The sequence below is a fragment of the Streptomyces atratus genome, assembly GCF_040655115.1.
In the GTDB taxonomy this organism is placed as follows: Bacteria; Actinomycetota; Actinomycetes; order Streptomycetales; family Streptomycetaceae; genus Streptomyces; species Streptomyces atratus_D.
This window is the reverse complement of the sequence record NZ_JBFAJH010000036.1, coordinates 54,706-68,778: the sequence shown is the minus strand read 5'-3', so window position 1 is coordinate 68,778 and position 14,073 is coordinate 54,706. Positions and strand designations below refer to the sequence as shown.

Below are 14,073 nucleotides of genomic sequence, written 5' to 3'. Positions count from 1 at the left end.
GTTGCGGAACCGAGCGAGGGGCTCCGTGCGTTCCGACAGATGAAGGACAGGCCGAGGACAGGCCGTTGACGGCCAGGCCAAGGACAGGGGGCGGCCATGACCGGTACCCGAACAGGCACCTCCGCGCGGGCGGTGACGGCCGGCGCGCTGATGCTGGGCTGGATCGCACTGCTGTGGGTGCTCGAAGGCATCGACACGGCGACCGGCCAAGCACTCGACACCTACGGCATCACTCCGCGCGCGCCGGCCGAACTCCTCGACATCGTGCCCGCCGCGTTCCTGCACAGCGGGTGGGAGCATGTCGCCTCCAACACCGTCCCGCTGCTGATCCTCGGCTTCATCGCCGCCCTCGGCGGGATACGCCGGTTCGCCGCCGTCGTCCTCACCGTCATCGTCGTCAGCGGCCTCGGCGTCTGGCTGACCGCGCCACCGCACACCGTCACGCTCGGCGCGTCCGGCGTGGTCTTCGGCCTCTTCGGCTACCTGCTGGTCCGCGGCTTCGTCGACCGGAGGCCGCTCGACGTCGTGGTGGGCGTCGTGATCGCCGCGGTCTACGGCTCACTGCTGTGGGGAGTCCTGCCGACCGACTCCGGGATCAGCTGGCAGGGACATCTCTTCGGGCTGATCGGAGGGGTGGGCGCGGCGTTCGCGTTCCGCCGCCCGCGCCGTACCGCCCGCCCCGTACCCCCCGCCTCTACGGTGTGAGGCCGCGCACCAGCAGGTCCAGCAGGGCACACGCGAACAGCGCGATCCCGATGAACCCGTTGACGGAGAAGAACGCCCGGTTCAGCCGGGACAGATCGTGCGGCCGCACCACGCGGTGCTCGTACACGAACGCCACGGCGACTATCACCATCCCGGTCCAGTAGAACAGCTCCGCACCCGTCGCCAGACCGAACCAGACCAGCAGCCCGGTCGTCACCGCATGGCAGACCCGCGCCCCCCACAGCGCGGCCGGGATCCCGAAGCGGGCCGGGACCGAGAACACACCGTGCGCGCGGTCCGCCTGGACGTCCTGGCAGGCGAAGATCAGGTCGAAGCCGCCGATCCAGACGCCGACCGCGAGACCGAGTATCACCGCGTCCCACGACCAGCTGCCGGTGACCGCCAGCCAGGCGCCGATGGGCCCTATGGCCTGCGCGATACCGAGGATGGCGTGCGGGTAGTGGGTGAACCGCTTGCCGTACGGATAGACGACCATCGGCACGACGGCGATCGGCGCGAGCGCCAGACACAGCGGGTTCAGCAGCGCGGCGGCGCCGAGGAAGACGACGACCGCGACGAGCGCGCCCGTCCACGCCGACGTCACGGAGACGGCACCGGTGACCAGCTCACGGCCGGCGGTACGCGGATTACGGGCGTCGATCTCGCGGTCGATGATCCGGTTCGCGGCCATGGCGAACGTGCGCAGCCCGACCATCGCGACGGTGACGAGCAGCAGGCGCACCCAGTGGATGTTCTCGTCGAGGTGGAACATCGCGGTCAGCGAGGCGATGTAGGCGAAGGGCAGCGCGAAGACCGAGTGCTCGATCATCACGAGCCGCAAGAACGCCTTGACCCTGCCGGTCGGTTGCGCGGGCCCGGGGCCCAGCGTCGCTTCGGCCGCACTCACAGCCCGTACTCCTTCCACCGGCGGTCGACCTTCGCCGCCGTCTCCGGGTCGGACTCGACCATGTCCGGCCAGCCCCCGTCCCGGGTGTAGCCCTCCTCGGGCCACTTCTTCGTCGCGTCGATGCCCGCCTTGCCGCCCCAGAACTGCTGGTAGGAGGCGTGGTCGAGATGATCGACCGGGCCTTCGGTGACGGTGAGGTCCCGGGCGTAGTCGGTGTTGCCGAGCGCCCGCCAGGCGACCTCGTGCAGATCGTGGACGTCGCAGTCGGAGTCCACGACGACGATCAGTTTGGTCAGCGACATCATGTGCGCGCCCCAGATGGCACTCATCACCTTCTGGGCGTGCTTCGGGTACTTCTTGTCGATCGAGACGATCGCACAGTTGTGGAAGCCGCCCGCCTCCGGCAGGTGGTAGTCCACGATGTCCGGCACGATGATCTTGAGCAGGGGCAGGAAGAACCGCTCCGTGGCCCGCCCCAGCGGCCCGTCCTCGGTCGGCGGCCGGCCCACCACGATCGACTGGAGCAGCGGACGCTTCCGCATGGTCACGCAGTCGATGGTCAGCGCGGGGAACGGTTCCTGCGGCGTGTAGAACCCGGTGTGGTCGCCGAACGGCCCCTCGGGAAGCATCGTGCCGGGCTCCAGCCACCCCTCGATGACGACCTCCGCCTGCGCCGGGACCTGCAGCGGCACGGTCCTGCAGTCGACCATCTCGATCCGCTTGCCCTGGATGAACCCGGCGAACAGGTACTCGTCGATGTCCCCGGGCAGCGGGGCGGTGGACGCGTACGTCACCGCGGGCGGCGCCCCGAACGCGATCGCGACGGGCAGCCGCTCCCCGCGCCTGGCGGCGACCTGGTAGTGGTTGCGGCTGTCCTTGTGGATCTGCCAGTGCATCCCGATGGTGCGCCGGTCGTGGCGCTGGAGCCGGTAGAGCCCCAGGTTCCGTACGCCGGTCTCCGGGTGCTTGGTGTGGGTGAGCCCCAGGTTGAAGAAGGAGCCGCCGTCCTCGGGCCAGGTGAAGAGCGCGGGCAGCCGGTCCAGGTCCACGTCGTCGCCGGTGAGGACGACCTCCTGCACGGGGGCGCTGTCCGACTTCACCTTCTTCGGCGGCACGTGCACCATCGAGCCGAGCTTGCCGAACGCCTCGCGCACTCCGACGAAACCGTGCGGCAGCTCCGGCTTCAGCAGGCCGCCGATCTTGTCGCTGATGTCGGCGTACGACTTCAGCCCGAGCGCCTTCAGCAGCCGCCGGTCGGTCCCGAAGACATTCATGGCCAGGGGCATCGACGAGCCCTTGACGTTCTCGAAGAGCAGCGCGGGTCCGCCCGCCTTGTTCACCCGGTCGACGATCTCGCCGACCTCCAGGTAGGGGTCGACCTCGGCCTTGATGCGCTTGAGCTCGCCCTCGCGCTCCAGCGCCCGGAGGAGGGAACGAAGATCGTCGTAAGCCATGCGGTCCAGTTTGGCATCCTCCCCGGCATCACCTGCCAGGGCTCCCCCACCTCAGCCATCGGCCGCTGCGGTTGCACACCGGGAATCCGGCGGCCTGGTTGACGCTTCACGGCCCCGGCCGACGCCTGGAGGGCTCCAGCAGGGCATCGCCAAGATCCTGGCGACCGGTTCGCACGACGGGAAGGAGGGCTTCACCGAGGCCCAGTTCCACACCGGTGCCGAACCGGAGTCGGAAATGAGCGAGGCCGGTTTCACCGACACCCAGGTGTACGGCGTCGAGGGCCCCGCCTGGGCCCTGCTGAAAGCAACCGAGCAGCACACCGGTGAATCGCTCACCGAATCGCGGATGTTCGCCTCCGCGCCGGCCGCGGCCCGCATGGCAGAGCCGTACCCCGACCTGCTCGCCGCCGGTTCCCACCTGCTCGCCGTGGGACGCAATTGACACCGGCTACCCTGGGCCCGTCACCGGGGCGGGACAGTGCCCCGCCATCTCTCCGTGGGGGGACTTTTCCACCATGTTCCGGGCCTTGATCTATCTCCTGCCTCTGGCGCTGACGATCTACGCGTTCATCGACTGTCTGAACACCCCGGAGGACGAGGCCAAGCACCTGCCGAAGATTGCCTGGGTCTTCATCATCCTGCTCTTCTGGATCGTCGGCCCGATCGTGTGGCTGGCCGCCGGCAAACTGCGTCAGGTGCCCGCCGGAGGCCGTACGCCCTCCGAATGGCACCGCAATCACCGCCACGAGTGGGTGGCGCCGGACGACAATCCGGATTTCCTGAGGGCGCTGAAGGACGAGAACAAGAAGGACGAGTCGCTCCTCAAGGACTGGGAGGCGGATCTGCGTCGCCGCGAGGAGGAGCTCAAGCGCCGGGAGAGCGGGGCCGGCCCCGAGGAGTCCGCTCCGCCCGCCTCGTAGCGCGAAGGCTCACGGACCCCGGCCTCTGGAACGAGGACATCGGTACCGAATAGCGTTCGAAAATCCTCACTCCCTTCCAACACGCCACCGATATCCTGATGTTGACCATGTGACAGGTCGGACAGGCGTCGGCGCTGGGGGTGCTGTGGACAGAGAGCTGTACGGACGCGAGGCGATCTTCGGCAACGACGGACTTGCGGCGCGTCTGACAGGTCTCACCCCCTACGGCTCCGCCAGAGCCGCGTACGAGCACCGCGACGATCCGCCCGTCGTCGTGCTGACCGGCGGGCGCGGCATGGGCAAGACCGCGGTGCTCAAACAGTTACGGCATGTGTACCGGGAGATCACCCCGGTCGCCCTGGCCGACTGCGAGGCCGTCACCCCGCCCGAGGATCCCGGCCCCGGCTGGACGCCCGTCATCGGTGCGCTGCCCGATCTCGTCGCCCAGTTCGCGGCCCGGGTGCGGGCCGCGCCCTCGGTGCAGTTCCCGCGGCTGAGCCTCGGTCTCGTCGCGGTCGCCTCCATCTCGTGGACCCGGGAGGACGAGAGCCGGGCGCAGCGCGATCTCCAGTCGCTCGGCCCGGTGCTGGCCACCGTGCACTCCAAGGGGGAGGCGGCAACCGGCTGGGTCACCAAGGTGCTGACGAAGTTGGCCGCCACCACGCTCGATTCCATGGTCCCGATGGCCGGGCTGCTGGCGGAGGCGACCGTGGAGACGGTGCTGGAGGAGACGTTCAGCCGCATCCAGCGGCGTTCGGCCGACTGGTACGGGACCTATCCGCAGGCGGGCGGCAACGGCCGGATCGGACTGCGGCAGCTGGCCGTCGACTTCGAGCGCGGCGGTGATCTGCGCCGCCGCGCCGAGGACCATCTGGTGCTGGCACTGGTCGAGGACCTGGTCCGGGCGTACCGGGGTACGGCGCGGGGCGCCCGCCGGGGACGCCCGGTGCTGCTGCTCGACAATGCGCACACGGTGCTGGGGCGGCAGCTGGTCGAGCCCGTGCTGCGGCGGCGTGCCGGCGGGGACCGTGATCAGATCGCCGTGTTCGCCTCGTCCCGGGTCCGGGACCATGAGGGGCTGAGTCATGCGGTGCGGCGCCGGCTGCCGGAGGTGGCGCACGGCAGCCACTGGGCGCGGTCCACGGAGGTGACGTCGGGGATCCTCGCTGTGGGCCTCACCCCGCTGAACGCCTCGCACGTGCAGGCGGCGTTCGACCGGTTCGACCCGGCGGGCCGCACCCCGGCCGGGCTGGCCCGCGGGGTGCACCGGCTGACGGGCGGTCGGCCACTCGGGGTGGCGCTGTTCGCGCAGGCGGCGGGCGAGGCGCGCGCACCGGCGACGCTGGTGCCGGGGGCTCTGTTCGACTGCACGGTGGAGCTGCGCGAGGACCGGCCGCCCGTGCGGGTGGCGGACGAGCTGCTCCGGCAGCTGCTGCCGGGGCAGCGTCCGGACGTACTGAGTGTGCTGGCGGCCGCGCATGGCGAGGAGTCGGCGCGGCTGCTGGCCAGGACCCGGCTGCGCGGCGTCCCGATGGACGGCGATGTGGCGTTGCTCGTACGGGATCTGCTGCGGTCGGAGGACTGGCAGGTCGGTCCCGACCATTTCGTCGCCGATCCGCTGCTGCGTTCGCTGCTGCTGCACCGGCTGCGGTTCCAGGACGGCGACCATCCGCATTACGCGATGTGGCGGGCGGTGCACGAGTCGCTGCGCGGGGCGTATGTGCCCGGTGGCAGCTTCCCGAGCGTCCCGCACCGGCTGCACCAGGAACTGGTGCTGGGCGGGGCGGGGGCGTGTGTGACGCATCTGCGGGTGCAGTTCGAGCTGGGGGACGTGGTGCGCTGGCTGGGTGCGCTGCGGTTCATCGCCTCGGCGCCGTATCCGCGCCCGCCGGGCGGCGGCGGTCCCGATCCACGGCGGGCGGTCGCCCTGGGCCGGGAGGCGGCGGGTTCGCTGCCGGACGAGGAGACGGGGCTCGCCGGGCTCGACGAGCGGGCGACCCAGTTGCAGTTGCAGCTTCGCCGACTGCTGCACGCGGTGTGGCTGCTCTCCGATCCGCTGGCGCTGCCGGACGACGAGGTGACCGAGAAGATGGCGTTCGAGCTGCGGCAGCTGTCCGGAAGACACCCGACGGGCAACAGCGTGCTGTGGGACGCGGCGACGCACTGGCCGCGGGACATCAGGGCGTGGCGGCCGCTGTCCATGCCGCCGGGGCCGCCGGCCTCTGTGCACGGACCAGGACGGACCCAGGGGGACGGTGGCTCGTATGCGTAATCCGTTGCGTTATCGCGTCTGGTACACGGCCCGGCAGAAGATCGTCACGACGGTGGTGACCGGGGCGCTGGTGATCACGTCGGGGTGGTACGTCATCAGCCGGCTGACCACCCCGGAGAACCGGCAGTGCGTGCCGGGTGTGGAGCGTCCGCAGGGCAGTGACGAGTGCATCGGTGTCTCCGGCTCCGGTTACGACTTCGGGGGGGCGAAGCTGACCGATGTCGCGGCGGCGATCGGGCGGGAGAACGCCGGGCTGAAGCCGGGCACGTACGTGACCGTCGCGCTGCTGCTGCCGCTGACGGCGACGGACGACTCGACGGCTACGAAGATGCGGCGGGAGCTGCAGGGCGCCTTCGCCGCGCAGTACCGGGCCAATCATCTGTCGAACGACCAGGTGCCGAAGATCCGTCTGGTGCTCGCCAATACCGGGAAGAACAACCTGCACTGGCGCCCGGCGGTGGACCGTCTGAAGACGATGACGGGTGCCCCGGACCGGCTGCGGGCCGTCTCGGGGGTCGCCACCAGCAGTGCGGCGGTGAAGTCGGCGGTCAAGGAGCTGACCGCGGCGCACATCGCGGTCGTGGGTACCACGATCACCGCGGACGACATCGCGAACGGCCCGAAGGGCGACCCGTTCCCGGGGCTTGCCCGGGTCTCCCCCACCAACCGGGACGAGGCGCGTGCGCTGGCCCAGTTCGGCAAGGTGGAGGCCGACAAGGCGTTGCTGGTGCAGGACACCCGTACCGGCGACAACTACACGGACACGCTGAGGGCGGCTTTCGCCACGCTGGTGAGGGGCACCCGGTACGAGCCTCAGTTGTTCACCTCGCCGAAGGACCCGACCGACGAGGGCACCACGGCCAACACGTTCCAGCAGATCACCCATCTGATCTGCGACACGGACGCGGAGACGGTGTTCTTCGCCGGGCGCCACACCCAGCTGCGGCAGTTCATCAACGCGCTCGGGGACCGTGGCTGCCAGAACCGGGCGTTCACCGTGCTCACCGGTGACGAGGGTTCGTATCTCGGCGGCGACAAGAAGCTCGACCGGAGTGCGCTGCTTCGCAAGGTGACCGTGCGATACGCGTCGCTCGCGCACCCGGACGCCTGGGCGGCGGGGAAGGGCGGGGCGGCGGTGAGGACGGGCGGCTCCGCGGCGGACTACCGGAGCTTCCTGGATCTGCTGGAGGTGGTGGGGAAGAAACCGGCGGGTCCGATCGGCCCGACCGGTTACGCCGATCTGACCGACGGCCAGCTGGTCATCGCGCACGACGCGATGGCGACGGCGGTGCACGCCATCCGGCAGGCCACCCCTAAGAGCAAAGAGCTGCCGCAGCCGGCGGACGTGGGCGAGCAGTGGCCGCGGGTGAAGGCGTCGTTGCGGGTGTCGGGGGCCAGCGGCTGGATCTGTCTGGACAACCACGGTAACCCGTACAACAAGGCGGTGCCGGTGGTGGAGCTGGTCCCCTCCGGACAGGGGACCGTATCCCAGCGGTTCGTGGCGATCGCCTGGCCGGAGGGGAAGCCCCCGGCTCAGAACTGTTTGCCGCCGTCCTCCGCACCGTAGCTCTCGCGGAGCTCCCGCCATCGGGTCAGGGTCCACCGTGACCAGTCGGCGGGGCGCCCGTCCAGGGCGTCCACCAGGCACTCGAAGTGGTTGTGCCAGCCCGCCAGGCAGTCCAGCCGCAGCGCGTCGTCGCCGTGGAACTCGTTGCTGAAGCGCAGGAGCACGTGGTCGCCGCGCGGCGGCTCCAGGTGGAAGCGGATCCGGCCGTGCACCCCTTCGAGGGTGTATTCGGCGACGCGCTCGACGTCCCAGGCGGTGACGGTGCCGGAGGCGACCGTGGCGTTCCCGTCCGGGCCGGTGCCCCGCCAGCGCAGTGTGATCGACCCGCCGATGCGTGGCTCGAACGGGTCGGCGGCGGCGAGCCAGCCCCGCAGCCCCTCGGAACCGGCAACGGCTGCCCACACCCTTGGTACGGGGTGGGGCAGCCGGAGTATGAACCGCAGGAGGTGGTGGTCACCGTGGGTCTCGGCGGTACCACGTTCGATCACGGGAAGTGCGTCGGTCATGGTTCCAGCGTGGCCCGGTGGGGCGCGTTACGCACCCGTACGCGGGAACGGTCAGACGCCGGCGTAGGAGTGCTTGCCGGTGACGAAGATGTTCACGCCGTAGTAGTTGAAGAGCCAGCAGCCGAACGCGATCAGCGCCAGGTAGGCGGCCTTGCGGCCCTTCCAGCCTGCGGTGGCCCGGGCGTGCAGGTAGCAGGCGTACGCGACCCAGGTGATGAAGGACCAGACCTCCTTGGGGTCCCAGCCCCAGTAGCGGCCCCAGGCGTCGCCCGCCCAGATCGCGCCCGCGATGATCGTGAACGTCCAGAGCGGGAAGACGGCGGCGTTGATGCGGTACGAGAACTTGTCGAGGGTCGCCGCGGCGGGCAGCCGGGACAGCACGGACTGGGCGAAGGAGCCTGGCTCGGTGCCGTTCGCCAGCTTGCTCTCGTAGCTGTCACGGAACAGGTAGAGCAGCGTGGCGACCGCGCCGATGTAAAAAACGGCGCCGCAGATGATGGCGGTGGAGACGTGGATCCACAGCCAGTACGAGTGCAGTGCGGGCACCAGCTGGTCGCTGGAGGTGTACAGCACGGTGGTCGCGATGCCGAGGTCCAGCAGAACGGTGGTGACCAGGAGCAGGCCCATCCAGCGGACGTTCTTCTTCAGCGCCATCAGGATCAGGTACGCGGCGACGGCCACCGTGGAGAAGGTGATCGAGAACTCGTACATGTTGCCCCAGGGGGCACGCTGCACGGACATCGCGCGGGCGATGACACCGCCGGCCTGGACGACGAAGGCGAGGACGGTCATGGAGACCGCGATCCGCCCGTACAGGTCGCCCTTGAACGTGCCACCGGCGGCACCGGGGCCGTCCGGGACGTCCCGCGAGCCGGTGGCGGACCTCGTGATGATCTTCGGCCGGTCCAGTACGGCGGTGGCTCCGCCCTTCTGCGCGACCTGGACCTGGATCTTCGCCGGGGAGCCGGCGGCCCCGTCCCCGGTCAGCGCGGCGGCGGTGCGGCCGACCTTGCTGCGGCTGCCGAACACCCACTCCGCGATGTGCGCGAAGAAGGCCAGGGTGTAGACGGCCATCGACGAATAGATCAGCACATTGCTGGTGTGTGCCAGATTCTCGTTGGTTGCGGCGGCGAGATTCACTTCTCAGCCCCTTCGGAAAGTGCTTCGGAGGTTGCGTCGTCCGGCGCTGTGGGCGCCGCGGCCACGCCTGGTTCTTCGGCCACATCTGGTTCACCGGACGTGGCCGATGCTTCGGGCGCGTCCGGCGCCGTGGGTGCCAGGCCGTTGAGCGTGACCGCGAGGTCGGCCAGCTCCTCGGGCAGTTTCGCGGACTCGCTGCGGCCCAGCCCCGCCATCTCCACGACGGTGACGCCGTCCGCTCCCCGTACGGCCCGGACCCAGACCCGGCGCCGCTGGATGAACAGCGACCCCGCGAGACCGGCGATCGCGCCGATGGCCCCGGTGAGTGCCCAGCCGCTGGCCGGCTGCTGCGAGATCTGGAAGCTGGCCCACTGCTCGACGCCTTCGAAGGTGATCGATCCGGCGCCGTCGGGCAGCTTCATCGTCTCGCCGGGCAGCAGGCGCTGCTTCAGCTGCTCGCCCTTGCCGTCCTTGAACGGCTTCATCTTCGAGGTGTCCAGCTGGTACACGTTCTGCGGCAGTCCGGAGTCGACGCCGAGGCTGCCGTAGTACCCGTTGAGCGCGAGCACCGGGAAGTCCGCGGCCGGGAACTGCGAGAACATCGTCCCCTTGCCCTCGCCGGCGAACGTCGGCACGAAGAACGCCTGGAATCCCAGCTGGTCCCTCTTGCCGGTCCCGTCCTTGTAGCCGTCCATCACCTTGATCGCACCGGTCGAGGTGACGTTCGAGTCGATCGGCAGCAGCGGCACGGCGGCCTTGTAGACCTCCTTGCCCCTGCCGTCCTTGACGGAGACGACCGGGGCGTAGCCGTGCCCGATCAGATAGACCTTGGAGCCGTCGACCACCAGCGGCTCGTTGACCTTGATGACGGCCTTCTTCGGCTTGCCGTACGCACCCTCGGAGTACGTGACGTGGGCCTCGTACTTGCGGGGCGTGCCGATCTGCGGGCCGCTGCGCTCGTACGTGCCGACGAACTTGTCGAGGGTGAAGCTGAACGGGGCGAGCGAGTCGGTGTCGTACAGCGAACCGGACTTGAAGTCGTCGTACTGGGTCAGCGTGTTGGAGAAGCCGTCGCCCTGGACGATCAGCTTGCCGCCCTCGGACTTGAAGAGCTGCCCGATGGCGAAGGCCACCAGCATGACGATCAGCGCGATATGGAACATCAGGTTCCCGGCCTCACGCAGATAGCCCTTCTCGGCGGCGACCGCGTCGCCGACCGCGTGCGCCCTGAAGCGTCGCTTGCGCATCATCGCGAGCGCGGCCTCGCGGACCTGCTCGGGCTCGGCTTCGGTGCGCCAGGTCGTGTACGCGGGCAGCCGGGTCAGCCGCTTGGGGGCGCCCGGCGGGCGGCTGCGCAGCTGACCGACGAACTGGCCGGTGCGCGGCACGATGCACCCGATGAGGGAGATGAACAGCAGGATGTAGATCGCGGAGAACCACACCGAGCTGTAGACGTCGAAGAACTGGAGCTTCTCGTAGATCGGCGTGACGGTGGTGTGGGCTTCCTTGAAGGTCTGCACCTTCAGCTCGTCCACGCTGTTCTGCGGGATCAGCGAGCCGGGGATGGCCCCGAGCGAGAGCAGGAAGAGCAGGATCAGCGCGACCCGCATCGAGGTGAGCTGGCGCCAGAACCAGCGCGCCCAGCCGATGACGCCCATGGCGGGCAGCGTGGCCAGGGCCTCTTCTCGCGGGGCGGTGGACAGTTGCGAGCCGGCCGCGCCGAGCTCGGCCGCGTTCTCCAGCTCCCGCTGGTTCTCACGCTCGCGCTCGTTCGCGCGCTCTTCGGCCGCGTTGGTCTTGGTGTTGCTCATGGAACTCAGATCCCCACCGTGAAGCCGTCGGACCAGCCCTGCAGTTCCTGCATCATGCTGCCCCACACACCGGTCAGCAGGAGCAGCCCGGTCGCGATCATCATGACGCCGCCGATCCGCATGACCCATGCGTAGTGGCGCTTGACCCAGCCGAACGCGCCGAGCGCCTTGCGGAAGGCGACCGCGGCGAGCACGAAGGGCACACCGAGGCCGAGGCAGTAGGCGATGGTCAGTATCGCCCCGCGTCCGGCGGTGCCCTGGTCCATCGCAAGAATGCTCACCGAGCTGAGCGTCGGGCCGAGGCACGGGGTCCAGCCGATCCCGAAGAGGGCGCCCAGCAGAGGCGCGCCCGCCAGCCCGGTCACCGGCCTCCTGTGGATACGGAATTCGCGCTGCGTCATCCATGGCATCAGGCCCATGAAGAAGATCCCCATCAGGATCATCAGCACACCGAGGACCTTGGAGAGCGTGGTGCTGTGCGCCTGGAGCGTCTGGCCGAAGAAGCCGAAGAGCGCGCCGCCGGAGACGAACACGGCGGTGAAGCCGAGCACGAAGAGCGAGGCTCCCGCGACCATGCGCCCCCGCCTGGCCTGCGCCAGATCCGTGCCGCTGACGCCGGTGACGTACGAGAGATAGCCGGGCACGAGGGGCAGGACGCACGGCGAGAAGAACGAGACGAGCCCGCCGAGTACGGCGATGGGCAGGGCGACGAACAGCGCCCCGTTCATCACGGTCTCGTTCTGCGCAGGAAGTGCCGCAAGGGTGAGCACGGAATCACTTCTCCGCGATCAGCGGGTCGATCATCTTGTGGAGCTTGACGTCGTCGAGGGCGACGAGGGTGCGGGCCGCGATCTTCCCGTCCCGGTCGATGACCACGGTCGACGGGATGGCCTGTGGGTTCAGCGTGCCCTTGGGGAAGCGCAGGGTGAGCTTGCCGATCGGGTCGAAGAGACTCGGGTAGGGGATGCCGTTGTCCTTCTCGAAGTTCACCGCAGGGCCCTTCTCGGCGTCCCGGGTGTTGATCCCGATGAACTGGACCCCCTGGCTCTCGGTCTCCTTCGCCACCTTCGCGAAGTGCTTGGCCTCCAGTCGGCACGGGCCGCACCACGAGCCCCACACATTCAGCACGACAACTTTGCCCTTGTAGTCGGCGATGTCGAGCGGCTTGCCGTCCAGCGAGGTCCCGTCGATCTTCGGTGCGGCCACGCGCTCCGCCTTGGCAACGGTGGAGATTCCGCCACTGCCGGTGACGAAGTGCGAATTGCCGCCGCCACCGGCCTTGTTGCCGTCACCTCCGCAGGCGGTCAGGGTCAGCGCCAGTGCGGCGGCCGCTGCGGGGGCGGCGAGCAGGGTGAAGCGGCGTCGGGGTGCGCGGCCAGAGCTCATGTGAAAAGTTTCGCATGACTGTTTCGCGGATCTTGCGCACCCCCCTCGGTGCCCGTAAAGCCCGTTGTCAGTCCCGTTTAAAGAAGGCGTTCCAGCCGCCTTCGGGCGACTGACCGACCTCCAGCGTACGGAGCTTCGCAAGCACGGCGGGGTCCTGGACGTCGAGCCAGTCGACGAACTGGCGGAAGGAGACGAGCCGCACATCCGGCTTCGCCGCGATCCTTTTGAGGGTCTCCTCGGCCGCATCCATATAGATGCCGCCGTTCCACTCCTCGAAGTGGTTGCCGATGCAGAAGGGCGCGCGATTCGACCCGTACGCACGGTTGAAAGCGGCGAGGTACGACTGAGTGGCCTGGGTGCGCCATTCCGGATAGCGCGACGGCATTCCCCGGGTGGTGTTCTGTGACTGGTTCGCGAGGATGTTGTAGTCCATCGACAGCACTTCGAAGGTGTGCCCGGGGAACGGCATGCCCTGCAGCGGAAGATCCCATATGCCCTGGCGCTTCGTGGGCCAGATCTGGGTGCCGCCGGGCGAGCTCGCGTCGTAGCGCCAGCCCAGTCGGCGCGCGGTGGGCAGCAGATTGTTCTGGCCGAGCAGACAGGGGGTGCGGCCGCCGACGAGTTCCTTGCGGTAGTCGAAGGGCAGCGGGTCGAGATCGGTCCAGCCGGTGTTGGTGCGCCATTCGGTGACGAAGGAGACCGCCTGATCGATTTCGCTCCGCCACTGATCGGCCGTCCAGTTGGCAACCGATCCGGACCCGGTGCAGAAGTGTCCGTTGAAGTGCGTGCCGATCTCATGGCCTTCGAGCCAGGCCCGACGGACGTTCTTCAGTGTCTCCCTTATGTGACCGTCGGTGAGATAGCCGATGTCGGAGGCGCCGATGCCGTTGTTCGGCGGCCGGTACAGGAATTTCTTCGACTCGGGCAGCAGATAGAGCCCGGAGAGGAAGAAGGTCATCGCCGCGTCGTGTTCCTTGGCGAGTTCGAGAAAACGCGGAAAGAGCCCTGTGCCGAGCTCGCCCGCCCCGTCCCAGGAGAAGATCACGAACTGCGGCGGGGTCTGTCCGGGTTCGAGCGGGACCGGCGCGGAAGGCTGGTGCGGCTGCTCCCCGGTGTCCGCGGTGGAACCGTCACCGATCTCCCCGGCGTCCTTCTCCCCGCCGCCCTTGGCTTTCCCGTCCGCCCCCACGTCCCCCCTGCCAGGGCCCGGCCGACCCCTAGTGGAGCGGTCGGACGAGCTGCAGCCGGCCACCCCGATGGCAGCTGCTGCAGCCCCGAGTCCTGCTCCGAGCAGACTCCTTCGGCTGATGTCGCGCATGGCGTCTCCATCTGCGCTCGTTGTGACTCAGGCCCATACAAACTGACGAATGCTTAGATGGACGAAACACCACGACGGTTCCGCCTA

Annotated in this window: 13 protein-coding genes; 5 read left to right on the top strand and 8 right to left on the bottom strand. The window is 69.1% G+C overall.

The genetic code is table 11. From position 1 onward, the window contains the following. Positions 1-96: 96 nt before the first annotated feature. Positions 97-705 (top strand): rhomboid family intramembrane serine protease, encoded by a 609-nt coding sequence (locus tag AB0I23_RS29350; protein WP_359113760.1) that lies wholly within the window; start codon positions 97-99, stop codon positions 703-705. Here AB0I23_RS29350 and mqnP read toward each other — a convergent pair. Continuing rightward, the gene (gene mqnP / locus AB0I23_RS29345; RefSeq protein WP_359113758.1) at positions 695-1,612 is read right to left on the bottom strand and encodes a menaquinone biosynthesis prenyltransferase MqnP; all 918 of its coding nucleotides are present in this window, start codon (positions 1,610-1,612) and stop codon (positions 695-697) included. The two genes, AB0I23_RS29350 and mqnP, sit on opposite strands and share 11 nt — an antisense overlap. After that, positions 1,609-3,066, bottom strand: coding sequence for a menaquinone biosynthesis decarboxylase (locus AB0I23_RS29340; RefSeq protein ID WP_359113756.1), 1,458 nt, complete (start codon positions 3,064-3,066; stop codon positions 1,609-1,611). The genes mqnP and AB0I23_RS29340 overlap by 4 nt, the downstream gene beginning before the upstream one ends. Before the next feature lie 235 nt (positions 3,067-3,301). Between AB0I23_RS29340 and AB0I23_RS29335 the strand changes: the two genes are divergently transcribed. The 4 genes from AB0I23_RS29335 to AB0I23_RS29320 all read left to right on the top strand — a co-directional run bounded on the left by AB0I23_RS29335 (position 3,302) and on the right by AB0I23_RS29320 (position 7,825). Then, the gene (locus AB0I23_RS29335; protein ID WP_359113754.1) at positions 3,302-3,508 is read left to right on the top strand and encodes a hypothetical protein; all 207 of its coding nucleotides are present in this window, start codon (positions 3,302-3,304) and stop codon (positions 3,506-3,508) included. Between the two features lie 73 nt (positions 3,509-3,581). Beyond that, positions 3,582-3,986 (top strand): PLD nuclease N-terminal domain-containing protein, encoded by a 405-nt coding sequence (locus AB0I23_RS29330; RefSeq protein ID WP_359113752.1) that lies wholly within the window; start codon positions 3,582-3,584, stop codon positions 3,984-3,986. A gap of 145 nt (positions 3,987-4,131) precedes the next feature. Next, complete coding sequence (locus AB0I23_RS29325) at positions 4,132-6,258, top strand: hypothetical protein (RefSeq protein WP_359113750.1); 2,127 nt, start codon at positions 4,132-4,134, stop codon at positions 6,256-6,258. Further along, positions 6,251-7,825, top strand: coding sequence for a hypothetical protein (locus tag AB0I23_RS29320; RefSeq protein WP_359113748.1), 1,575 nt, complete (start codon positions 6,251-6,253; stop codon positions 7,823-7,825). The genes AB0I23_RS29325 and AB0I23_RS29320 overlap by 8 nt, the downstream gene beginning before the upstream one ends. Here the strand turns inward: AB0I23_RS29320 and AB0I23_RS29315 are convergent. The 6 genes from AB0I23_RS29315 to AB0I23_RS29290 form a co-directional block, all read right to left on the bottom strand. Next, positions 7,792-8,331, bottom strand: coding sequence for an SRPBCC domain-containing protein (locus AB0I23_RS29315; protein ID WP_359113746.1), 540 nt, complete (start codon positions 8,329-8,331; stop codon positions 7,792-7,794). The genes AB0I23_RS29320 and AB0I23_RS29315 overlap by 34 nt on opposite strands. 51 nt (positions 8,332-8,382) lie before the next feature. Further along, entirely contained in the window at positions 8,383-9,471 is a 1,089-nt protein-coding gene (gene ccsB, locus AB0I23_RS29310) for a c-type cytochrome biogenesis protein CcsB (protein WP_359113744.1), read from the bottom strand. Continuing rightward, positions 9,468-11,282 carry a cytochrome c biogenesis protein ResB gene (gene resB / locus AB0I23_RS29305; protein WP_359113742.1) on the bottom strand — a complete coding sequence of 605 codons (1,815 nt, stop codon included), beginning with the start codon at positions 11,280-11,282 and terminating at the stop codon, positions 9,468-9,470. Before resB ends, ccsB begins: the two co-directional genes overlap by 4 nt. A gap of 5 nt (positions 11,283-11,287) precedes the next feature. Then, the gene (locus AB0I23_RS29300) at positions 11,288-12,010 is read right to left on the bottom strand and encodes a cytochrome c biogenesis CcdA family protein (RefSeq protein ID WP_359113785.1); all 723 of its coding nucleotides are present in this window, start codon (positions 12,008-12,010) and stop codon (positions 11,288-11,290) included. A gap of 46 nt (positions 12,011-12,056) precedes the next feature. Then, positions 12,057-12,668, bottom strand: a complete 612-nt coding sequence (locus AB0I23_RS29295) for a TlpA family protein disulfide reductase (protein WP_359113740.1) — start codon at positions 12,666-12,668, stop codon at positions 12,057-12,059. Positions 12,669-12,735: 67 nt separating this feature from the next. Then, on the bottom strand, positions 12,736-13,986 hold the full coding sequence (locus AB0I23_RS29290; RefSeq protein ID WP_359113738.1) for a hypothetical protein: 1,251 nt from the start codon (positions 13,984-13,986) through the stop codon (positions 12,736-12,738). Between the last annotated feature and the right edge of the window lie 87 nt (positions 13,987-14,073).